At 69.0% G+C, this 23,033-nt stretch carries 14 protein-coding genes and 1 pseudogene; 9 read left to right on the forward strand and 6 right to left on the reverse strand.

All coding sequences use genetic code 11. The features are described from left to right. Positions 1-83: 83 nt before the first annotated feature. From ACAM52_RS19235 to ACAM52_RS19245, 3 genes are read right to left on the reverse strand one after another with little or no spacing between them, the layout of a single operon-like run. Positions 84-5,717: an alkaline phosphatase D family protein gene (locus tag ACAM52_RS19235; RefSeq protein WP_369644319.1), complete on the reverse strand. Its 5,634-nt coding sequence runs from the start codon at positions 5,715-5,717 to the stop codon at positions 84-86. 30 nt (positions 5,718-5,747) lie between these two features. Further along, entirely contained in the window at positions 5,748-7,508 is a 1,761-nt protein-coding gene (locus ACAM52_RS19240; protein ID WP_369647753.1) for an ATP-binding protein, read from the reverse strand. Between the two features lie 2 nt (positions 7,509-7,510). Further along, positions 7,511-8,194, reverse strand: a complete 684-nt coding sequence (locus tag ACAM52_RS19245) for a response regulator transcription factor (protein ID WP_070061668.1) — start codon at positions 8,192-8,194, stop codon at positions 7,511-7,513. Positions 8,195-8,402: 208 nt separating this feature from the next. On the opposite strand from ACAM52_RS19245, the gene ACAM52_RS19250 reads away from it, so the two are divergent. Both ACAM52_RS19250 and ACAM52_RS19255 read left to right on the forward strand, forming a co-directional pair. Then, positions 8,403-10,124, forward strand: coding sequence for a phospholipase D family protein (locus tag ACAM52_RS19250; protein ID WP_369644320.1), 1,722 nt, complete (start codon positions 8,403-8,405; stop codon positions 10,122-10,124). Between the two features lie 168 nt (positions 10,125-10,292). Next, a complete protein-coding gene (locus ACAM52_RS19255) occupies positions 10,293-10,673 on the forward strand; it encodes a cupin domain-containing protein (RefSeq protein WP_062472060.1) in 381 nt (126 codons plus the stop codon). A 129-nt stretch (positions 10,674-10,802) separates the two neighbouring features. Here the strand turns inward: ACAM52_RS19255 and ACAM52_RS19260 are convergent, their stop codons facing one another. Continuing rightward, positions 10,803-11,036 carry an ATP-binding protein gene (locus tag ACAM52_RS19260; RefSeq protein ID WP_082818010.1) on the reverse strand — a complete coding sequence of 78 codons (234 nt, stop codon included), beginning with the start codon at positions 11,034-11,036 and terminating at the stop codon, positions 10,803-10,805. Positions 11,037-11,074: 38 nt separating this feature from the next. Here ACAM52_RS19260 and ACAM52_RS19265 point away from each other — a divergent pair, with 38 nt between their 5' ends. The 5 genes from ACAM52_RS19265 to tuf all read left to right on the forward strand — a co-directional run bounded on the left by ACAM52_RS19265 (position 11,075) and on the right by tuf (position 17,100). Continuing rightward, the gene (locus ACAM52_RS19265) at positions 11,075-11,470 is read left to right on the forward strand and encodes a hypothetical protein (protein WP_369644321.1); all 396 of its coding nucleotides are present in this window, start codon (positions 11,075-11,077) and stop codon (positions 11,468-11,470) included. A gap of 72 nt (positions 11,471-11,542) precedes the next feature. Then, on the forward strand, positions 11,543-11,785 hold the full coding sequence (locus tag ACAM52_RS19270; RefSeq protein ID WP_369644322.1) for a hypothetical protein: 243 nt from the start codon (positions 11,543-11,545) through the stop codon (positions 11,783-11,785). A 155-nt stretch (positions 11,786-11,940) separates the two neighbouring features. Next, on the forward strand, positions 11,941-12,468 hold the full coding sequence (locus ACAM52_RS19275; protein ID WP_369644323.1) for a hypothetical protein: 528 nt from the start codon (positions 11,941-11,943) through the stop codon (positions 12,466-12,468). Between the two features lie 546 nt (positions 12,469-13,014). Further along, positions 13,015-14,904, forward strand: a complete 1,890-nt coding sequence (locus tag ACAM52_RS19280; protein ID WP_369644324.1) for an integrin — start codon at positions 13,015-13,017, stop codon at positions 14,902-14,904. Positions 14,905-15,906: 1,002 nt separating this feature from the next. Next, positions 15,907-17,100 carry an elongation factor Tu gene (gene tuf / locus ACAM52_RS19285; RefSeq protein ID WP_369644325.1) on the forward strand — a complete coding sequence of 398 codons (1,194 nt, stop codon included), beginning with the start codon at positions 15,907-15,909 and terminating at the stop codon, positions 17,098-17,100. 64 nt (positions 17,101-17,164) lie between these two features. On the opposite strand, the pseudogene ACAM52_RS19290 reads toward tuf, so the two are convergent. Then, positions 17,165-17,598 (reverse strand): annotated as a pseudogene (locus ACAM52_RS19290) (VOC family protein). A gap of 71 nt (positions 17,599-17,669) precedes the next feature. On the opposite strand from ACAM52_RS19290, the gene ACAM52_RS19295 reads away from it, so the two are divergent. After that, positions 17,670-18,323 (forward strand): dihydrofolate reductase family protein, encoded by a 654-nt coding sequence (locus ACAM52_RS19295; protein ID WP_307637266.1) that lies wholly within the window; start codon positions 17,670-17,672, stop codon positions 18,321-18,323. Positions 18,324-18,332: 9 nt separating this feature from the next. Here the strand turns inward: ACAM52_RS19295 and ACAM52_RS19300 are convergent, their stop codons facing one another. Further along, complete coding sequence (locus tag ACAM52_RS19300; RefSeq protein ID WP_062472076.1) at positions 18,333-19,220, reverse strand: LysR family transcriptional regulator; 888 nt, start codon at positions 19,218-19,220, stop codon at positions 18,333-18,335. A 263-nt stretch (positions 19,221-19,483) separates the two neighbouring features. Between ACAM52_RS19300 and ACAM52_RS19305 the strand changes: the two genes are divergently transcribed. Further along, a complete protein-coding gene (locus tag ACAM52_RS19305) occupies positions 19,484-23,029 on the forward strand; it encodes an indolepyruvate ferredoxin oxidoreductase family protein (RefSeq protein ID WP_369644326.1) in 3,546 nt (1,181 codons plus the stop codon). Positions 23,030-23,033 lie beyond the last annotated feature (4 nt).

Raw genomic sequence — 23,033 nt, forward strand, 5'->3', positions numbered from 1 at the left:
TGTATGGCACTGTGTCGTGCGTACGGTGCCTGTAAACGGCCTGTCGATTTCGCGGGCCCGTTTCTTCTGCCTGCTGCCGCGGATCACAGGCGCTGCTTGCGTGCGAAGCGCGCCGGCCCCTGCACCGTCCAGTCACCGCCGGCCGGATCGAGGTCGCGAAGGCACTGCGTGAGCCCGTCGTCCAGGTCGAGGGTGACGCCGATCCGCCAATGGCCGGTGGCGCCGCGCTCCACCTGCAGCACGGCGAAGCCGTTGCCGGTGCCCGCGGCCGCCGTGACCATGGTGGCGCCGAAGGCACCCGGCACGGCGCCGAGCTCGACCTGGCCGTCGAGCCAGAACGCGTCGGGCCGCGCATTGACGAAGGTCCAGGGCGCATACAGGCCCGAGGACACGACCGAGATCACCTCCACCGGCCCACCCGCCGCCTGCAGCCAGAGGCTCGACACGCTCGACATGTGGCGGTCGCCCGACAGCACCACCACGTGGCGCACGGTGGTGTCGCGCAGCAGTTCGAACAGCGCGCGCTGCGAGGCCGGGTAGCCGCTCCAGTCGTCCATCCCCAGGCGTTGCGCCGGGTCGCCGAAGACCGCCGCGCGCGGCATCGGGAACAGCGCCACCGGCGACACGATGAACTTGGGCAGCCCGGCGGGCGCGGCCTCGAGCCACTTCTTCAGGTCGCCCATGTCGGCCCCGGCGCGGATCGCCGCCTGGTCCAGCGGCACGGCTTGCGCGTCCGTGCGCAGCGCCCGCCGCTGCCGCGTGCTGCGCGTGTCGAGCATGTAGAACGGGAAACCGGCCGGCGCCATGCGGTAGTCGAAGGGACGCGGGTCGCGGTGCGGGCCGATGCCCCGCACCAGTTTGTGCTGCTGCGCGACGTAGCCGTCGAGCGCGGCGCGCACGGCCGGCGTTCCACAGGGGTCGGGGCCCGGCTCCCAGTCGTCCATCACCTCGTGGTCGTCGAGCAGCGGACAGGTCGGCAGCGAGGCCATCACCTGGCGCAGCGCCTCCAGCCTGAAGGTGAGCGCATAGGCCTGGCCGACGTCGTCGCCGCCGGCCGGCACGAAGAGCCCGGCGGTCTGGTCGACATACACCTGGTCGCCGGCCAGCACCAGCAGTTGCGGCTTGTGCGGCGGCGCGAGCACCTCGAGCCGCTGTGCGAGCCGCCGGTACGACGCCTGCGCGGGCACCCGGTCGACCAGGCCCGGCACGTACTGGCAACTGGCGAGCACGAAGCACAGAGAGGCCTGCGCGGGCTCGCCCTCGCGCTGCACGGCGCCGGTCCATGCGGGGTCGAGGCGCACCACGGCGCGCTCGCGCTGCGCGTCGGTGGCGGCGTCCAGCGTCTTCATCACCTGGTTGCGGATGGGCTCGATGGGCTCGTCCTGCGGCTGCGCGAACAGCCCGGCCGGCAGCCGCCGGCCCAGCACCTCGAGGGGGCCGCGCGCCATGGGCAGGTCGTCGTGCGCCGTCAGCACCGCGAAGCCCTGGTAGTCGGCGAGCCGGTCGTCGAACAGGTCGATCTCCACCGCCTCCCGCAGGAGCTCTTCGCGCGTGGTCTCCAGGCCCACCATCCATTCGAAGTCGAAGCACCAGCGCCCGTCGCGGCGCCACGCGGGCACGAAGACCACGGCGCGCGCCGACACATGCGCGGGCGGCGGACGCAGCGCCAGCCGGCAATGCAGCCGGCCCGCGTTGCCCGCCGCGCGGCTCGCGTGACCGAGCCACGGGCCGGTCCACGGCAGGCTGGCCCGCCAGTCGGGCGGCACCGGATGGCCGCGGCCGGGCTTGTGGTCGAAGGCTTCGAGGAAGCGCACGATGTGCGGGAACACGTCGATGCAGGCCTTCTCGCCGATCAGCGTGTCCTGGTGGCCGTAGTCACCGAGCACCAGCAGCTGGTGCGGGGTACCTTCGCCGAGGAACAGGTCGCCCCCGGAAGGCTTCGAAGCGTCCGACGGTTCCGGCAGCTGCGGAGGCTCCCGCGGCAGGCCTTCGTCCTTGCCGAACACGCGCTTGAGCAGCCAGAAGCTCTCGTACGAGCCGCGCCAGTCGAACACCGCGTTGCGCTGCCCGTGCAGCATGAACACCGGAAAGCCGAAGCGCTGGCCGACCTGCTCGAAGCCCACCGCATGGCCCTGCCCGCCGGCATCGGTCAGCACCTCTTCGCGGGCGTAGTTGCCGACCTGGGCGAGGCCGCGCACCTTCACGAAGCCGTAGATCGAATCGAGCGCATCGAGCGTGTCCTTGCCGATGTTGTGCAGCCGCATGGTCTGGCCGAAGATGGCGTCGGCCCGATGCCGAACGGCCGCGAAGCCCGGCGCCTCGCGCAGACGCTCGGCCTCGCCGTCGTCGTCGGGGTAGGGAAAGGTCGCCAGCAAGCCGTCGACGAGCAGGCGCTTCATGCGCGTGAACGCGGGTCGCGTGTCGAACTCGTCGATGCCGATGAACTGCTGCAGGTAGCCCGCCACATAGCCCCGGAAGCGGTTGAAGGCCGTGGCACGCAGCAGCGGCCCCACCTGCGACAGCACCACCGCGCCGATGGACGCATGCAGCCCCGGCAGGCGCAGCACCGCCACGCTGAACATGGCGGCGCCGATGCAATGCGCCACCACGTCGACCTGGACGGGCGCCGCTTCGTCGGGTGTCGCATATGCCGCCTGCACGGTGCGCAGGGCGTCCGGAATGTCGGTCTCGGCCACCTCGTCGAACGACCAGTAGCGCCGAAGCCGGTTCGGAAAGCCGATGCTGGTGCGCAGGTCGAGCACCCAGACCTCGCGCCCGGCCGCGAGCAGGCTGTGCACCAGGTTGCCGGGGATGCTCCTGTGCGCGAAGGTGGAGCCGCTTGCGCCGTAGCCGTGGATCAGCATCACGGGCCGCGTGCCCGCGCGGCGCACCGGCGGGTGGTAGCGCGACAGCAGCCGCGGCGGCGCGCTGCCCGGGCCCGCCGCGGTGACGAGCTCGACAGGCTCGGGCCGCACGCCGTACACCTCGCCGGGCAGGCGCTCCCAGCCGTGCTGCGGCGAGTCGGGCGGCGGCACGAAGTTCAGCAGATGAACCTGCAGCACGATGCGCAGCACCCACAGCGCCAGCTCGGCCAGGTCCGCCAGCTGGTTGGGCATGTCCTGCTGGTGCTCGACGCGCAGCAGGGGTTGCAACGTCTCGACGAAGTACGAAGGGTCCAGCACCAGCCGGCCCAGCGGCTTCGGCGCATCGGGGCCGAGCAGCTGCAGCTCGCCCTCGCTCAGCTGCCGCCACGGGTTGCCGCCTTCGACGAACGCGATGCGCTTGGTGAGCCGCAGCCGGTCGCCCTCCTTCAGCGGCGCGCCGTGCGCGATGCGCGCCACCGTCCAGTCGTACTCGATGAGGCGCACCTGCCCCAGGTGCGAGCACAGCGCCAGCAGGTCGGCCATGGCGGGGCCTTCGAAGACGGCATCGTCCTCATCGATCGCGCCGCCGGCCGATGCGGCGCGCGCGTCCAGCAGGCTTTCCACCAGCGCCAGCAGCTTCTTGCGGGCCAATCCGTGGCTGCGCAGGATGCGCGCGATGCTGTCGCTCTTCTCGCGCACCAGCATCGATGCGGTGCCGGTGCAATGCGCGACGGGCGCGTCGTCGCCCTTGCCGAAGCGCAGGACCACCACCGGCTGGGACAGCACGCGCGGCGTCGCGCGCAGGGACGGCACGTCGAACGGCTCGAATTCGACTTCGGCGCTCAGCGCAAAGGCCTGGCCGCCGATGTGCACGCGGCCCGTCATGCGCTCGCGCAGCGAGACGCGCGTGGGCGCGGGCGCGCGAGGACGGGTCAGGTCGCGGCGCAACGGACGCTGCGACGGCGACGGCGGCGGCTGCGGCGAACCGGCCAGCGCCAGGCCCCAGTCCTCGGCCAGCACGGGCACCGCGCGCTCGGCCAGCGCGGCGATGGTGAGCGAGGGGTTGATGCCGAGCGACACCGGCACGATCGAGCCGTCGAGCACCGCCAGGCCCGGCAGCAGCGACGGCGCAGCAGAAGCACCCGCAGCGCCGTCGTAGACGCGGCCCCAACTGTCGACCACGCCGCCCTCGCACCGGTCGGCCATGCGGCAACCGCCCAGCGGGTGCACGGTCAGCACCGAGCCCACGCCCTCCAGCTGGCCGACCAGGTCGGCGAGGCTGCCGAACGGCGGTATCGGTTTCCACAGCGGGTTGGCCAGCACGCGCCCGCCGAGTCCGCCCGCGCCATCGTGGGCCGCATGCAGGGCGCGCATCTGCGCCTCGAACACGGGCAGCGCGGCCACCTTCGGCCACGCCACACGCACCTGCGCGTCGGCCAGCACGGCGCCCTCGCCGCCATGACCGACGAAGCGGATCTGGCCGGCCGCCCCGTCGTCGCCCATCATTCCGTAGACCGGCGTGCGGCGCAGCATGTCGTCGTCCACGGCCAGCGGATCGCGCCCTTCGTCCGGCGCGTGCAGGTCGAGGTCCATGTGCGCGAGCGCCTGCAGCGCGTCGGTGGTGGTCACCACTTCGGCCAGCAGGCGGCGCAGCGGCGCGGGAATGGCGAACTCCTCGATCACCAGCGGGCGCTCGCCCTGCGTCGCGCAGGTGCGCAGCAGCCCGGTGATGGTCGGCCCGATGCCGCGCTGTGCCGGCGCCTCGCCTTCGGGCGCGCTGGACAGCGCTTCGTCGTTCTGTGCCGCCGCCACCGCGATCATGTCGCCGTTGGCCGAGAAGCCGCGGCCCACCGCCAGCGAGACGGGCAGGCCCGGGCCCCTGGAGCGCAGCAGCAGCTCGGTGGAGCCCAGCGTGCCGGCAGCCACCACCACCCGCCGCGCACGCACCACGTAGGGCCGGGCGTTGTCGGTGCGTGCCTTGCGCCGGTCGGTGAAGAAGAACTCGACGGCATAGCCGCCGCCTCCCGGCAGGGCCGCGATGCGGTGCGCGGTGCCTCCGGTGAACAGGCGCGCGCCCCGTGCATGGGCCAGCGCCAGGTAGTTGGTGTCCAGCGATTTCTTGGCGCGGTGGTTGCAGCCGCTCACGCAGTCGCCGCAGCGCAGGCAGCGGTGCATCGCCACCTGGGCCGGCGTGCGCGTGCCGTCGGCGAAGGCGATGGCGACATGGGCCTTGCCGCCCGCCGCATGCAGCCGCGCGCCGGCCTTCAGCAGGGAGTCGAGCTTCGACACGCTCTCGGGGATCTGCTCCAGGCCCAGCATGGCCTCGGCCTTGCCGTAGCCCTGCGCCAGCGCGGCGAGGTCGAGGCCCCCGGGCCAGGCGCCGCCCTCGAAGGCATCGGGCGTGGCGCGCTCCATCACCGCCGCATTGATGAGCGACCCACCGCCCAGCCCGTTGCCGAGCAGCGCGTTCACTTCGCCGCCCAGGCGCAGATCGAACAGCCCCGAGGCGTTGCCGCGCGCGGGCCGGCCGTCCTGCATGCTGAAGCGCACGTGCCCCGGCAGCTCGGCGAAGGTGGCCGGAAATTCGCCCGGCAGGTATTCGCTGCCGCGCTCCAGCACGTAGACCTTGATCGGCACGGCGCCCGGTGCAATGCCGGGCGCCGCGTCCAGCGACAGCGCGCCCGCCAGCCGTGCCGCCGCCACCGCGCCGCCGTAGCCGCTGCCGATGACCAGCACATCGCAGTGCAGCGCGTCGGGCGGCGCCGCGGCGATCTCGCGCACCAGCACCTCGGCGCCCTGCGAGAGCAGGCGGTCGCCGGGGACATCGTCATCGTCGCGGCCACCGTCGTTCATGTTCGGCTCCTCGCGGAATGGATCGCGGATTCAGGAATGCCCGATGGCCGCGGCCAGCGCGCGGCCGAGCGTCTGGTCGTCGACAGGTTTGCGCAGCAGCGGCAGCGCCTGCTGTCGCGCCGCCTCGACCACTGCCTGGTCAGTGTCGGCCGTGACCATGACGATGGGCAGCGCAGGCTGTGCGGAGCGCTGCGCGCGCAGGCGCCCGGCGGCATCGAAGCCCGAGACGCCGCCGCCGAGCCGGCAGTCGAGCACCACCGCATCGGGCTCGTCGACCTGCGCCAGCGCTTCGTCGAGCGCGGCGGCGGACAGCACGCGGCAGCCCATCGCGCCCAGCGCGTTGAGGTAGGCGCCGCGCACCATCGGGTCGTCCTCCAGCACCAGCACGCAGCGCCCGGCCAGGCTCCACGTCGCGCCGGCGCCCTCCCCCTCGCAGCCGTCGGCACCGACAGGCGCGGCGCGCGGCAGCCGCAGGCGAAAGCAGGCGCCCGCGCCGAGGCGGGACTCGAGCTCGACCGGCACGCCCAGCAGCTCGGCCATGCGCCGCACGATGCCCAGGCCCAGGCCATGTCCCGCGGCAGGCGTGGTGCCGGAGCCCGACGCCTGGAGTTGCACCAGGTCCTCGAACACGAGCCGGTGGTTCTCGGGTGCGATGCCGGGGCCGCTGTCCTGCACGGTCAGCTCGACCTCGGCGTCCGATGCGTCCTGCGTGCGGACCCGCACCTCGACCTGCCCGCCCGCGGGCGAGAACTTGATCGCGTTGTCCACGAGGTTGGCCAGCATGCGGCGCAGCAGGTCGGGGTCGGTGCGCACCGCCAGGCCGGGTGGGCAGGCGGTGTGCAGCGCGACCCGGCGCGCCGCCGCCGCGGCGCCGAAGCTGGCCATCACGGCGGTCAGCAGCCGGTCGATCTGCACGCGCTGCGGCTGGGCCACCACCACGCCGGCGTCGAGTTTCGAGACATCGAGCAGCGCGTCGAGCATGGCGCGCAGCTGCTCCAGGCTGCTGTCGACCACCTCGACGATCGCGCGCGCATCGGGCGCCATCGCCACGTGGCGCAGCGCTCCCACGTTGAGCGCCATCGCCTGCAGGGGCTGGCGCAGGTCGTGGCTGGCGCCGGCCAGGAAGCGGCTCTTGTCGTTGTTGGCGCGCACCGCCTGGTCGCGCGCGATGGCCAGCTGCGCGCGCTCGAACTCCAGCGAGGTGGCCAGTGCCTGGTTCTCGGCGCGGATGCCGAACGACTCCTCGAAGGTCTGCAGGTTGCGCCGGGCAAAGCGCGTCTGCACGCCGAAGAACATCAGCACCAGCGCGGCCACGCCCCCGCCGAGCCAGCCGCCGGCCACCAGCCACATGGCCGCCGTGGGCACGAAGAGCAGCCCTGCGTAGGCCAGGAAGGCGGGCATCACGGTCGCGCTGGTGGACACGGCGCCCGCGCCCCAGGACACCAGGATCATCGTGAGGACCGCGTCCAGCGTCGGGTCGAGCCGGGCCATGAACAGCGCCGCGGAGCCGTTGCAGGCACCGATCAGCACGTTCCAGTGCACGGTGGCGCGCAGCCGCGCGGCGATCGGACGGGCGCGGTCGGCGGCCATGCGCGCGAGCGCGGCGGCGCGCCACTCGCGGCTGGCGATCACTGCCGCGAACCAGCCGAGCACCCAGGGCGTCGGCACGTCGCGCCAGACGATGGCCGCGACGACGACGGCGGTGAGCAGGATCTGCCAGCGCAACCCCACGGCCTGCTCGGCGACCACCTGCAGGCGCCGTTCGTCCAGTTCGTCCAGCGCGGCCGGCATGCTCACGCAGCCTCGAGCGCCCATGCCGCCTGCGCGTCGAAGACGCGGCACATGGCATCGGTGCGGTTGCGCGCGCCGAGCGCCCGGTAGACCATCGACAGGTGCACCTTCACGGTGCCCTCGGCAATCAGCAGCTGGCGCGCGATCAGCTTGACCGGCATGCCCCGCATCGCCAGCGCCAGCACCTCGCGCTGGCGCGGCGACAGTTCGACGCGCAGGAAGCCGGCGAGGTCCTCGCGCGGCAGCTCGTCAGGGTCGCGCGCGCGGGTCACGTCGTCGGCCAGCACGAACTCGGCCGGCAGGTAGATCTTGTGGCGCAGCACCACGCGCAGGGCCGCCTCCATGTCCTCGAGCCGGTACGACTTGGGAATGAAGCCGGCCGCGCCGGCCTCGATGACCTCGCGCACGCGCTGCGGCGAGCTTTCCGCCGACTGCATGCACACGGGCGTGGCCTCGAAATGCGCCTTCACGGCCTTGAGCGCCGCCAACCCGGACAGCTGGGGCAGGTGGTAGTCGAGCAGCAGCAGGTCGATGCCGGCAGGGTCGCGCTGGCAGGCCTGCTCGGCGTCCCGCACGGCGTCGAAATGGAAGGGACGGCCGGGTTCGATCTCGGCGGCCATGCGCTCCAGCAGGAGGCGCGTGCCGTTCCAGACGATCTCGTGGTCATCGACCAGCAGAACCTTCATACAGGCCTCTCGTCTACGGTGACCCTCCCCGTCCTGAATGCAGATTAGCGCAAAGCCCCCCAAGAAGCGAGCGTGCGCACCTACACCAAAGGCCTAGTCGGATGGCCACGCCGGGGACTAGGCGCTGCGCGCAATGGTTGCGGCGGGCGCCGCGCGGAAAACTGCCTGCATCGATCGCCACTTCGCATCCGATGCACCGAGGACCGCCATGAACACCCCCCAATCTCTTGCCGCGCTGCGTGCCGCATGGGAGCCCCTTGCGTGCCGCTTGTGCATCCTGGCGCTGCACCATGTGGCGCTCGCCCGCTGGCTGTGCGCCGCGGCCATGCTCGCCGTCTCGCTGCTCGCTGGCTGCGCTGCATTGCCCAACGAGGTACCCCGTGTCGCGTCGCACGCGCGCACCGACCTCGGGGACAGCCCCCTGGCGCGCATCGCCGCCGCGTCGCTGCCGGCTGCGGACAGCGCGATGTCCGCGATGTCCGCGATGTCCGATGTATCCGGCGTGCGCCTGCTGCCGGGCGGCGACCAGGCCTTCGACGCACGCATCGCACTCGCGCAGGCCGCACAACACACCCTCGACGCGCAGTACTACGTGGTGGCCCCAGACAGCGCGGGGCGGCAGTTCCTGCGCGAGCTGCGCGACGCGGCGCAGCGCGGCGTGCGCGTGCGCCTGCTGGTCGACGACCTGTACACGGGCGGAGACGACGAGATGCTGGCCGGGCTGGCCGCGCACGCCAACGTGGAAGTGCGCGTCTTCAACCCGTTGCCGGCGCGCAGCGGCGGCCTGCGCACGCGCGTGCTGCTGTCGCTGCACGAGATCGGCCGCGTGAACCGGCGCATGCACAACAAGCTCTTCATTGCCGACAACAGCTTCGCCATCACCGGCGGACGCAACATCGCCGACGAGTACTTCGGGCGCAGCAAGCCGGCGAACTTCATCGACATGGACGCACTGGTGGCCGGGCCGGCGGTGCGCGCGCTGTCGGCGAGCTTCGACGCCTTCTGGAACGGGCCGCTGTCGTACCCCTTCGAAGCCATCGCGGCCGAAAGCGCCCCGGCAGCGGCTCCTGCGCGCGAACGCTTCGCCGCGCTGGTGCGCGACCTCGCGCGCTTCATGCCGCCTGCCGACGAACCCGATGCGCTGGGACGCGGCCCGGTCGGCGCGCAGCTGGCGCAGGGGCGCGTCGCGCTGGTGCCTGCGCAGGTGCGCGTGGTTGCGGACGCGGCGGTGCCAGGCCGCTTCGCTGATGATGCCGGCGGCAACGTCGACGAGATCGCTGAGCCGCAAGGCCGCGAGGGCGCAGTCATGGCCGCGAACCTCGACCTGTTCCGGACCGCGCGCTCGGAGGTGCTCGTCGTCTCGCCCTACTTCGTGCCCATGCCCCGCATGATCGAGGCGCTGAGCCATGCGAGCCGCGAGGGCGCGCGCGTGTCGCTGATGACCAATTCGCTCGCCACCACCGACGAACCGCTGGTGCACTATGGCTACGCGCGCTACCGCAGCGCCCTCCTGCAGATGGGCGCCATGCTGTACGAGCTGATGCCGGCCAGCGAAGCGCATCCGGCCTGGAGCGACACCGACAGCGGCCGCGGCTCGCTCGGGCGCCTGCACGCCAAGCTCGCGGTGGTCGACCGGCGATGGTTCTACGTGGGGTCGATGAACATGGACCGACGCTCGGCGCACTGCAACACCGAACTGGGCCTGATCGTCGACAGCCCCGCGCTGGCCGGCGAACTGGCCGACCTGATCCAGCGCGTGCGCATGCCCGCGAGCTTCACCGTGAGCGAGGTACCTCTGCGAGGCGGCTTGCAATGGAGCTTCCTGCGCGACGGACGCCGCTGGGTGCTTCACCGGGAGCCCGAATCGAACTGGGCCCAGCGACTGCGCTGGTCCGTGCTGTCGCTGGTGGTGGACGAAGATTTTCTGTAACCCGGCTTACGCAAACTGCCACATGACGCTCATCGAAAAAGCGGCACTTCCGGGCAAGAAATAGATCACGGCAAGCGTGGCCCAGGACTACCATTCCATCGTTCACGTGCGGTTCGGCACGAGACTGCCGCGGACTGTTTGCTCACTCGTGTCGCAAGGAGAGTCGCGATGGCAAGCCCGATGAACGTCAACAAGCTTCAGACGAAATCCCATGACGAACCGGATGAGGTTCGGGAGCCCGAGAAGACCCGGGTCGAAGTGGTCCGCCTCGAGGGCTACACGCTCGGACGCTTCAAGTTCGAGCCCGGATGGCGCTGGTCGAAGTGCATCAAGCCGGTCGTGGGCACGGACAGTTGCCAGGTGGCTCACGTCGGGTACGCGGTCTCCGGCCGAGTCACCGTGCAAATGGATGACGGCTCGCAGACCGTCATCGAGGAGGGCATGTCGTACACCATTCCGCCGGGTCACGACGCATGGGTCGAAGGCAACGCGCCGTTCGTCGGCCTGGAGATGATGAGCGCAGAGGAATTCGCAAAGCCCCAAAGCTGAGCCGGGGTGAGAGGCCTCGGGAAGAGACTTCTTCGGGATGGTCGAACGGGGCATGACACCCGCGACCGTCCGGCTCACGCGCCCGGGTCTGCGGATTGCCCGAGCGGCGAGCCGGGCGCCGGAGGCGTTTCAGCCCTTTCGCATGGTGATCGCATGAAAAGGGCAAGTCACTGCGCAATCGCTGCAGCCCGTGCACCGATCCGCGTCTTGAAGCGTCGACAACTTCTTCCATTGCTCGACTTCGAGACTGAGAAGGTGAAGGTCGCACGCGGCGACACACCAGCCGCAGCCCGTGCAACGCGCGGCGTCGACAACGGGCAACCAACCGGGTCGGTGCGGGCGGCGAGGCTGATGTACGTCCATCTGTGATTCCAACGAGCCGTATCGGTCCGGAAGGTAGCATGCTGCTGGCTCCAGTCGGCCACGACCGGACATTCGCGCGAAGCCTTCAAATGAGCACACCATCACATGCACCCGTTGATATGCCGTTCACCGTCGCGGCAGCCGTTCAGATGCTACGTTGGGGTGCGCTGTCCGCGGGCTCACCATATTCGCACGAGAAAATTGCGGAGTGGTGTGACCAATTCTGGTGTCAGTACCTAGAGGTGGATGCTCCCCCCGACGTCGAGCGGCTACTCCCCATCCTCACTGCTGTGGACACCCAGTGGGACCTATTTCTTACCAACACGTACTCGTTCCAGGAACTTCGCACTGGCTCGTTTGAGCAGGTGCGCATGCCGGTCGAATGGTTTGAGCAATGGCTTTGCGATGCGACTGACGGGAATCTAGCCGGCTGATCGGTTGTAGGCGGCTACAGTCGGCCAAAACCAGTCATTCGACGAGACCCTCAACGCGAATACCTTCTGACGATGGCAAACATTGAAATCACCGGATGGCGACCTGGTTTTCTGAAGGTCTCCTGCACAACGACCTTGCGAGCTGCAACCGGCGTGGGATTGGCGAAAGCCAAGGCCATTACCGACGGAGTGCTCCGCGATGAACGTCAGCGAGTCGAGGTTCCTGACGCGGAAGCACATCAGTTCGTGCTCTCTCTTCGAGAATTGGGGGCATCAGCAGAGGTTATCGATGGAACCGGCGCCCCGACATCCTAGAAACCGCCATGCCCATGTTCGGTCAGGAGCCGCCTTCCATCGAGTCTTCACACTGACTTCGCACAACCTCAGCGCTCCGCCGCTAACGTAGGCATAGAACGCAGCTCTTCCGATTCCGAATGCCCCTAAACACGCTCAAGTCGACCGCGAGAAGGTTGACCATCTGCGTCGGCACCATTGCGATGCTGGGTGCCTGCGCATACTTTGTTGCTGGTCTTGCGCGGGAAAGGCACAGACTCGGCTTCGTTCCCACGGGGCTGGGTGTGACTGGGGTTCGATATGCGAAGGGGGACTCCTGGGGCTTCGGTCCGGGAGGCAATGAGACAGGTGTCATCGCATATGCCCTGCCAGTCCCCACCGCAACAGCCATTCAGAATCAAGGAATTCGCTATCTGCAGGACTTGCCGCCGGAGACGCTCGCCAACGGACTTGGCAGAGCTCACTCTTGGCAAACGACGCCTGCCCAGTTGGAAGGCTCCGACGCTCACGCCAACAGCGTCTTTTCGTTTGACGTAGCGGACTATTTGAATCGCTATGGTTTTGGCATTGACATCGACCCAACGGTCAGACAGCAAATCAACGATGCACTCGCCAATGACGGGAGCTTCCTCTCGCACGAGCGCACCGGAATATTGATAGTTGCTCCAGGCCTGCAGAAGGTCTTCTACATCTACAACGGTTAGGCGCTGGGCGCCCAGGGGTTCTGAACGTCTGCTTTCTCGCCCGGGCAACGGCCGCTTAGGGCCCTGAGCCGACCTTGGCAGCGCTTCAAAGCCGACGTTTTCTCGAGAGCCAAAGAAATTCTTGAGCGGGCGAAGCATCCCCTGGTAAGGCTTCGCTGTTGGCGAACGGGCGAAAACGGCGGTGGGCATGAGACTTTAGTCCAATGCGCTCCCACCAGCGCGTGCTTAGGATCGCGCCGGTCTGCATCCATCAAGGCCCCCATGCGCTCGTCCCTTTCTCTTCCTCGGCTTGCGCTGTCCAGTATCTGGAACGAGGCGCTGGTAGCGTCCGCCCTTGCCACCCATTGCTCACGCCGCCTCTGGACCTGCTGGCAAGGTCGGCGCTCGGCAACCTCGGCCGCGCTGCTGACGGCGACGCTGCTCGCCAGCTGCGGCGGTGGGGACCATCGCGGTTCAGCCACTGGGGCCGTACCTCCTTCGGCTGTAGGCACTGCACCGACAGCGCCGCCCACTGCAACCTATGCCATCGGCGGCACGGTCAGCGGCTTGGCGGCACCCGGCCTCGTGCTGCAGAACAACGCGGGCGACGACCTGGCCATCGCGGCCGATGGCGCCTTCCGCTTCACCACGCCGGTGGCCAGCGGCGCGCGCTACCAGGTCACCGTCTTCGCCCAACCCGAGGGCCAGCTGTGCGCGGTGGTCAACGATCGGGGCCACGCGGATGCGCCGGTGAGCGACGTCGCCGTGAGCTGCCAGGGCGTGGCGGTGCCCGTGCCGGCCAGCGCGCCGGCCGACCTGGCCGTGGGCTATGCAGCCCAGCGCTACGACTTCAGCTGGAGCCCGGTGGCAGGGGCAAGCTACTACCAACTGCAGGAAGACCCCGACGGCGCCGGTGCGGCGAATGCCAGCCAGGTCGGCGCCAACGTGGGCGTGACCACGCTGCAGTACACCGTGGCGCTGCACCTGCGCCTGAACGCCAGCTACACCGTGCGGGCGTGCAACGCGTCGGGCTGCGGGCCGGCGTCGGCCGCGCTCGTACCCGACCCGGTCAAGGCCATCGGCCACGTCAAGGCGTCCAACGCCGGCGTTTACGACCTGTTCGGCATCAGCATGACCCTGTCAGGCGATGGCACCACGCTCGCAGTCGGCGCGCCCCAGGAGGAGAGCAACGCCACCGGCATTGGAGGCGACCAGTCGAACGACAGCGCACGGGGGGCCGGCGCGGTGTACGTGTACACCCGCGTGAACGGCGCCTGGGTCCAGCAGGCCTATGTGAAAGCCTCGAACACCGATGCAGGGGACAACTTCGGAATGAGCGTGGCGCTCTCAGCCGATGGCGCGACGCTGGCGGTCAGTGCGCCCGCCGAGGACAGCAGCGCCTACGGCATCGACGTCGGCCAAGCGGACAACAGCGCGACCGACACCGGTGCGGTGTACGTCTATACCCATCGGAATGGCGCCTGGGCCCAGCAAGCCTATGTGAAAGGCGCGAGGACGGCGGGCGGCCACTTCGGCAACAGCGTGGCACTCTCTGCCGATGGCGCGACGCTGGCGGTCGGGGCGGACTCTGAATCGAGCGGCGCCACCGGCGTAGACGGCGACCAGCTCAACAACAGTGCGCCCTACGCAGGCGCGGTGTACCTGTACACCCGCAGCAACGGCACGTGGGTCCAGCAGGCCTACGTGAAGGCGTCGAACACCGATGCAGGGGACCACTTCGGACTGAGCTTGGCGCTCTCCGCCGATGGCGCCACGCTGGCGGTCGGGGCGCCGTTCGAGGACAGCGGCACCTCGGGCGTCAAGCCCGGCGGGTACGCAGACCCGGAAAACAGCAGGCCCCTCGCTGGTGCGGTGTACATGTACGTCCGTACGAACGGCACCTGGACCCAGCAGGCCTATGTGAAGGCGTTCAACCCTGCCAGCGCGATTTTTGGCGTGAGCGTTGCCCTCTCGGCTGACGGCACCATGCTGGCGGTCGCGGCACCCGGCGAGTTCAGCAGCGCCACCGGCATCGACGGCAACCAGGGGAACACCAGCGTGCGTCCGGGTGGCACCGTGTACGTGTACAGCCGAACAGATGGCAGCTGGGCCCAGCAGGGCCATGTCAAGCCCCCGGCCACGAGTGCCGAACAGTGCTTTGGCATGGGCGGCGTGGCCCTGTCGGCGGATGGCGCCACGCTGGCGGTCGGGGAGAACTGCGCACGCGCCGGGTCCTTGACCTTCCGTCTCCCAGGTGCGGCGTACGTGTACACGCGCACGAGCGGGGCTTGGGCCCAACAGGCCCGGCTGGAGGGCCCGGACGCGAGCACTGGCAGTGCCGGGTTCGCCGTCTCCCTGGCGCTCTCGGCCGACGGCGGCACGCTGGCGGTCTCGCAGCCTGCAGAGCCCAATTCGGGCAATACCGCCGGCGGCGGCTACCCAGTTCATTTGTACTGAGAGCAAGAAGCAGAGCGCAGGCGTTGACTGACGGGTTGGCGCCTCGCCCCGCGCTTCTTCCTGCGCGCCGGCAAAAGACGCCGCGCGACGACAGCCCCACGCCACCTGGTGGACGTGAACTCTGACAGCTGCGTACTGCGTTCTGGATGTTGTTGCACACCTGTCGCGCCTGCGCAGCTTCTACAAGCGTTTGCAACGCTGACGCAGATGGACGCGGCCAGGTCGGATTCCGAAGGGCCGCTTCGGAGCAAGACATACAGCTGCTTCGGGCCCGTTGCTGCCATTCCCGCTCCCCAGTTCCTCGCGAAGAATCGGTCATTCAACCGGCCATCATCTGCATCGGCCTGCACCACGACGCCACGAACGCAACCTGCCGGCATCTGCGACAAAGCGCTGCGCAACCATTGCTGCATGCGTGCAACGCTCCTGTTGCCGGATCGCCATCGCGGTGTTAGCCTGCGCTCCCCCAAAGATCAACCATCGCGTTGCGGCCAACACCCAACCGCACGAGAGCCCCATGAAGCAGTTCCTGACCACGCAAGATGCATCGATGACCCGCGCAGTCGCGGTGATTTCGCTGCGCGCCTTTTTTGCCGAATTGCGTTCCTAGAGCCTTTTCACCTGGAGGCTCGGCCTCCTGAGTTTCACAAGACCCGGTAGGCCTCAAGCCACCGGGTTTTTTGTTTTCCGTTTGCCCACTTGGAGATTTGGACATGAGCCCCGAACGAGAGCTTCTTTCTTCCGCCGCACGCGCTGCCGGCGCAGTGCTGTGCGTCAACTCCGTGGAGTGGTTCGTGTAGAGCCTCCAGGCCCTCGTGCGCCTGGAGGTCCATCCTTCAGGCAAGAAAAAAAGCCTGTCGGGTGGTCCACCCCGGCAGGCTTTTCTTTTGCCCGCATGGCGGGCACCGCGAGTTTGGTGCGCGCGCACCGACAACCCGCCGACCGTTTCGCCTGGCCAGCGAATCGCGTCGGTTTTTCAATCTCAAACTGGAGAGAAACATGATGAACAACAAGGTTCATGTGAATGTCGGAACCATCGGTCACGTCGACCATGGCAAGACGACGCTGACGGCTGCTCTGACCTTCGTGCAGGCCGCGCGCTTTGGCGGCGATGCGCTGTCCTATGGACAGATCGACAACGCAAAGGAAGAGCGCGAGCGCGGCATCACGATCAATACCTCGCACGTCGAGTACGAGTCGGACGTCCGTCACTACGCACACATCGACTGCCCCGGGCATGCCGACTACATCAAGAACATGATCACCGGCGCCTCGCAGATGGACGGCGCGATCCTGCTGGTGGACGGCACCGAAGGCGCCGCGCGGCAGACCATCGAGCATGTGCTGCTGGCGCGCCAGGTGAACGTCGGCCACATGGTGGTGTTCGTGAACAAGATGGACCTCGTTGCCGCAAGTGACCGTGCGGAGATCGAGCAGCTGATCGAAATGGAGATCGGCGCGCTGCTGGCCGCGCACGGTTACCACGATGCCCGCTTCGTGTTCGGCAGCGCGCTGAAGGCCCTGGCCGCCGCCGAACGCGGCGATCTCGAAGGCCCGGACGTGCAATGCATCGTCGAACTCGTGGACGCGCTGGACGCGTGCATTCCTGATCCGGTGCGCGACTACGACGCGCCGTTCATGATGCCTGTCGAAGGCGTGCACACCATCGCGGGCCGCGGCACCGTGGTCAGCGGCCGTGTCGAGCGCGGCGTGATCCGCGTGAGTGACAGCCTGGAGATCGTCGGGCTCAGCGCGGACGGCGACGAGCAGGTGGTCGTCACCGGCGTGCAGTCCTTTCACAAGGACGTCGCCGAGGCGCGGGCCGGCATGAACGTCGGCCTGCTGCTGCGCGGGGTCAAGCGCGACGCTGTCGTGCGAGGCCAGGTGGTCGTGAAGCCCGGTGCACTGAAGCCGTACCGGACGGGGCGCGCACAGATCTTCGTTCTCAGCAAGGACGAAGGTGGTCGCCATACCCCGTTCGGCTCGGGCTACCAGCCGCAGTTCTTCTTCGGCACGACCGACGTGACGGGTGTCATTCGCGTCGACACCGAGACCGGCATGGTCGAGCCGGGCGCACAGGCGCAGATCAGCTTCGAGCTGAACAAGCCCGTGGCCATCGAGAACGGCATGCGGTTCGCCATGCGCGAAGGCGGCAAGACCGTCGGCGCAGGCATCGTGACCGAGGTGCTCGGCTGAAAGGCTGATGCGCCACTTGCCCCTGTGGCCCGATTGCCGGGCGGCAGGGGCATTTTTTTGAGCCTCAGCCGAGCTGCTCGGCAAGCCCGACGATGATGCCCTCGGGCCCCCGGATGTACGCGAGCCGGTAGGACGTCTCGTACTGCATCTGGCCGATGAGTTCCGCGCCATGGGCTTGCATCCGCGCAACGACCGCATCGATGCCATCGACGGCAAACATGATGCGGCGAAGACCCAGGGTGTTCACTGGCGCATTCACGGGCCCGAACCGGACCGCATCCGGCGTGTGGAACTTGTCCAGTTCGATTCCCTGCCCATCGGGCGTTCGCAGCATGGCGAGGGTGGCCCGGACATCTCCCAGCCCGATGGGCTGCCGACAGCAGGCCCTTCCACCGTGGTCTGGCCCTCGAGCTTCAGGCCCAGTTCGACAAAGAACGCCTTCACCGCTTCCAGATCGTCGACAACGATCAGGATGTTGTCCATTCGCTTGAGTGTCATGTCCTTCGGCTCCTCTTTCAACGGTGTTGCAAGGTCTACACTGCGGCTCCGCTTTTGCAGGAGACGACCCCATGCCTCGATTGCTTGTGCGCAGCTTCGGTGTTTCGCTCGATGGCTTCGCGGCCGGCCCGGACCAGAGTCTGGCGCATCCGCTGGGCGTTCGCGGCCCCGAACTCATGGACTGGTTCATGCCCACGCGCGTCTGGCAGCAGATGCTTCAGACAGGCAAGGCCGATGGCGAGACCGGCATCGACAACGAGATGGCCGAGCAAGGCTTCGCCGATATGGGGGCCTGGATCCTCGGGCGCAACATGTTCGGGCCGGTGCGCGGCCCCTGGCCCGACGAGAGCTGGAAAGGCTGGTGGGGCGACGAGCCTCCCTACCACGTGCCGGTCTTCGTGCTGACCCACCACGCCCGCGCACCACTGACGATGCAAGGCGGCACCACCTTCCACTTCGTCACCGGCGGCATCCACGATGCACTGGCGCAGGCACGGGCCGCCGCGGGTGGGCGTGACGTGCGGGTGGGCGGTGGTGTGGCCACCGTGCGCGAATACCTGAAGGCCGGCCTGATCGACGAACTGCACCTGGCCTTGCGGCCGGTGCTGTTGGGCCAGGGGGAAGCGCTGTTCGCAGGCCTGGATCTGCCAGCGCTGGGCTACCGCTGCGAACGGCAGGTGGCGGGCGAGCGCGCCATGCATGTGTTCCTGCGTCGCACCGAATGAACCCGCGCCCTACGGCATCCCTCGCGCCAGCAGATGGTCTACCAACCGACGCTGCGGAAAGCTCAACGCCTCCTGCCGCGTACACAGGTACATCCGGCGTGACGCCCATGCATCGGTGAGGTTGATGAAGCGCAGCTTCATCTCCTTGCGGTAGGTCACCGCCGCGCCCTCGGGCAGGATGCCCACGCCCATTCCCGCTTCGATCATCCGGCACACGGCCTCGAAGCTCTTCACGCGCACGCGCAGACGCAGCACCTTGCGCGCGCTCATCGCGGCGTCTTCCATGGTGCGGGAGATGGCCGAGTCGTCTTCGAGCCCCACGAAGTCGAAGTCGAGCAGTTCTTCGAACGACACCTCGCGCCCGCGCCACGGATGCTTCTGGCGCACGATGGCCACGAGCCGGTCGGTGCGGTACGGAATGAAGTGCAGCGCCGGGTCGACCGCCTCGCTGGTGATCACGCCCACATCGGCCTGGCGGTCGCGAATCGCCTGCACGATGTAGACGCTGCGGTGCTCTTCCACGCTCACGCGGATCTCGGGGTAGCGCAGCCGAAAGCTCGCCACATCGTCGGGCAGGAACTGGCCCATGGCCGACGCGTTGGCGTGCAGCCGCACGCGGCCGGTGGCGCCCTGCGCGTAGTCCGACAGGTCGGCGCGCATGCGGTCCACGTCGCGCAGGATCTGGCGCGCATGCATCGCCAGCGACTCGCCCGCGCCCGTGGGCGTCACGCCCTTCGAGGTGCGGTTGAGCAGCCCCACGCCGAGCTGGCTCTCGAGGATGGCCAGGCGCCGGCTCGCGGCCGACAGCACCATGTGGCTCTCGGCGGCCGCCTTGGACAGGCTGCCGTGCTCAATGGCGCGCAGGAACAGCGCCAGCGAATCCAGGTCGGGTCTCATCGGGTCCTCGGTCGATCGGGCGGACATTGTCGGGCCTGCGCGCTGGCGCACGCATGGCCGAAGGCCTTTCGGCAAATCGACGGCGGCGGCGATGGTTCTTCCGGAATGCGGGTTTCCCCGTCGAAACGAAGAAGCACTTTCGGGCCGGGGTGCGAAAGAATCGTCGCTGTCTCGGCGGCAACCCCGGCGAGGCGTTTCGCGGGCCGGCCCTCTACCGGGGCCACGCCCGCATTCCACGAGTCCTACCCGGAGTCTTTTCTCTCATGGCAACCCACGAACTCGCCAGCGTTGCGCTGGACGACAAATACACGGCCACCGAAGGCCGGATCTACCTGAGCGGCATCCAGGCGCTGGTGCGCCTCATGCTCGTGCAGAAATGGCGCGACCAGCAGGCCGGCCTGAACACCGCGGGCTTTGTCTCGGGCTACCGCGGCTCGCCGCTCGGCGGCCTGGACGAAGCGCTGTGGAAGGCCCAGCCCCAGCTCGAAGCCAACGCCGTCAAGTTTCTGCCCGGCGTGAACGAAGAGCTGGCCGCCACCGCCGTGTGGGGCACGCAGCAGGTGCACCTGACCGGCGAGAGCGCGGTCGATGGCGTGTTCGCCATGTGGTACGGCAAGGCGCCCGGCGTGGACCGCTGCGGCGACGTGTTCAAGCACATGAGCCACGCGGGCACGTCGCCCAAGGGCGGCATCCTGCTGGTGGCGGGCGACGACCACGGCGCGTCGTCGTCCACCCTGCCCAACCAGAGCGATCACCTGTTCGCCGCCTCGATGATCCCCATGCTCTACCCGCAGAGCGTGGAGGAATACATCGAGCTGGGCCTGCACGGCTTTGCGATGTCGCGCTTTGCCGGCCTGCCGGTCGGCTTCAAGGCGCTGGCCGACACGGTGGAGTCGTCGGGCTCCATTGCCGCCGGCGCGCTCGACGTGCACACGCGCCTGCCGAAGGACTTCGTGTTCCCGCCCGGCGGCGTGCATGCGCGGCTGTCGACCGACACGCTCGGCGTGCAGGCGCGCAAGCAGGAAGCGCTGATGCAGGACTACAAGATCTACGCCGCCATCGCCTATGCGCGCGAGAACCGCCTGAACCGCGTGACCATCGATTCGCCGCAGGCGCGGCTGGGCATCGTGGCCTCGGGCAAGTCGTACCGCGACGTGCTCGAAGCGCTGGAAGAACTCGGCATCGACGCCGACGAAGCCGCGCGCATCGGCATCCGGCTGTTCAAGGTGTCGATGCCCTGGCCGCTGGAGCCCGACTCGATCCGCGAGTTTGCCGACGGGCTCGAAGAAATCCTGGTGGTCGAAGAGAAGCGCCAGATCGTCGAGTACCAGCTCAAGGAGCACCTGTACAACTGGCGCGAGAACGTGCGCCCGCGCGTGATCGGCAAGTTCGACGAACAGGGCGAATGGGGTGCGCACCCGCGCGGCCAGTGGCTGCTGCCGGCCACGGCCGATTTCTCGGTGGCGCAGATCGCGCGCGTCATCGCCGGGCGCGTGGCGCGCTTTCACACCAGCGACCGCATCCGCATGCGGCTGGCGATCCTTGACGCGAAGGACGTGGTGCTCGGCAAGGCCGTGGCCACGCCCTCGCGCCCGGCCTGGTACTGCGCGGGCTGCCCGCACAACACCTCGACCAAGGTGCCCGAAGGCAGCCTGGCGCTCGCGGGCATCGGCTGCCACGTGATGGCCACGGCCATCTACCCCGAGCACAACCGCACCACCACGCACATGGGCGGCGAAGGCGCGCCGTGGCTGGGGCAGGCGTGGTTCTCCAAGCGCAAGCACGTGTTCGCGAACCTGGGCGACGGCACCTACTACCACTCGGGTTCGCTGGCCATTCGCGCGGCCGTGGCGGCGGGCGTGAACATCACCTACAAGATCCTCTACAACGACGCGGTCGCGATGACGGGCGGCCAGCCGGTCGACGGGCCGATCACCGTGCCGCGCATCGCGCACCAGGTGGCGGCCGAAGGCGTGAAGCGCATCGCGCTGGTGGCCGAAGACCCGACGCGCTGGGCCGACCGCAGCCTGCTGCCGCCCGACCGCGACGGTCTCTTTGCGCTGAGCGTGCACCACCGCGACGACATGGACGCGGTGCAGCGCGAGCTGCGCGGCTTCGAGGGCGTGTCGGTGCTGATCTACGACCAGGTGTGCGCGGCCGAGAAGCGCCGCCGCCGCAAGAAGGGCGAGTTCCCGCCCGCCGCGCGGCGCGTGTTCATCAACGACGCGGTGTGCGAAGGCTGCGGCGACTGCGGCGAGCAGTCGAACTGCACCGCCCTGCTGCCCAAGCAGACCGACCTCGGCCTGAAGCGCAGCGTGGACCAGAGCGCGTGCAACGCCGACGAGTCGTGCATCAAGGGCTTCTGCCCGAGCTTCGTGACGGTCGAGGGCGTGAAGCCGCGCAAGCACGCACCCGTGGCCGTGAAGGCCGCCGAGGAACCCGCCCTGCCCGCACCGGTGCCGCTCGCGCTCGAAGGCATGCACAACATCCTCATCACCGGCATCGGCGGCACGGGCGTGATCACCATCGGCGCGCTGATCGGCATGGCGGCGCACCTCGAAGGCAAGGGCGTGAGCGTGCTCGACATGACGGGCATGTCGCAGAAGAACGGCTCGGTCACGTCGCACGTGCGCATCGCGCGCGACGCGGCGCAACTGAAGGCGCAGCGCATTCCCACCGGCGAGGCCGACCTGATCCTGGGCTGCGACATGCTCACGGCCGGCGCGCCCGACGCCATCGCGCGCATGCGGCCGGGCCGCACCTACGCGCTGGTCAACACCTTCGAGCAGCCGACTGGGCACTTCGCGCAGCAGCCCGACTGGCAGTTCCCGGCCGCGCAGGTGCGTGCGCTCATCGAGGAATCGGTGGAAGGCCGCGCCGACTTCATCGACGCCACGCAGCTGGCCACGCGCCTCATGGGCGACGCCATCGCGGCCAACCTGTTCCTGCTGGGCTTCGCGTTCCAGAAGGGGTTCGTGCCGCTGTCGGCGCAGGCGCTCGACAAGGCCATCGAGATCAACGGCGTGGCCGTGAAGGCCAACCAGGCCGCGTTCCGCTGGGGTCGCAAGGCGGCGCTCGACCTCGCGGCCGTCACGCGCCAGGCTGCGCCGACGCAGGTGGTGTCGCTGCAGAAGCCCCAGAGCTTCGAGGCGCTGGTGGCCGACCGCACCGCGTTCCTCACGGCCTACCAGAACGCGGCCTATGCGCGCAGCTACGCGGACCTCGTCGAACGCGTGCGCGACGCCGAACAGCGCACGCGCGGCAGCACGGTGCTGGCCAAGGCCGTGGCCTCGGGCCTGTTCAAGCTCATGGCCTACAAGGACGAGTACGAGGTGGCGCGCCTGTATGCCGACCCGCGCTTCATGGAGAAGCTCGGCGAGCAGTTCGAAGGCAAGCCGGTGCTGCGCTTTCACCTGGCGCCGCCGGTGCTGGGCCGGCGCGACGCCGAAGGCCGCGCGCTGAAGACCAGCTTCGGCCCGTGGATGCTCGGCGCCTTCCGCGTGCTCGCGAAGCTGCGCGGCCTGCGCGGCACGGCGCTCGACCCCTTCGGCCGCACCGCCGAGCGCCGCATGGAGCGCCAGCTGGTTGCCGACTACCGCGCGATGGTCGAAGACCTGCTCGCGCGCTTCGAGCGCATCGACTTCAACACCGCCCTGTCGCTGGCGCGCCTGCCGGAGCAGATCCGCGGCTTCGGGCATGTGAAGGAAGAAAGCATCGTGTCGGCGCGCGTGCGGTGGGAGATGCTGCGCGGGCAGCTCGATGCTGGAGCGCCTGCACGGGCCGCCCGAGCAGAACCAGTGGCGGCTTGAACGA

The sequence above is a fragment of the Variovorax sp. V118 genome (assembly GCF_041154445.1).
GTDB lineage: Bacteria > Pseudomonadota > Gammaproteobacteria > Burkholderiales > Burkholderiaceae_C > Variovorax > Variovorax boronicumulans.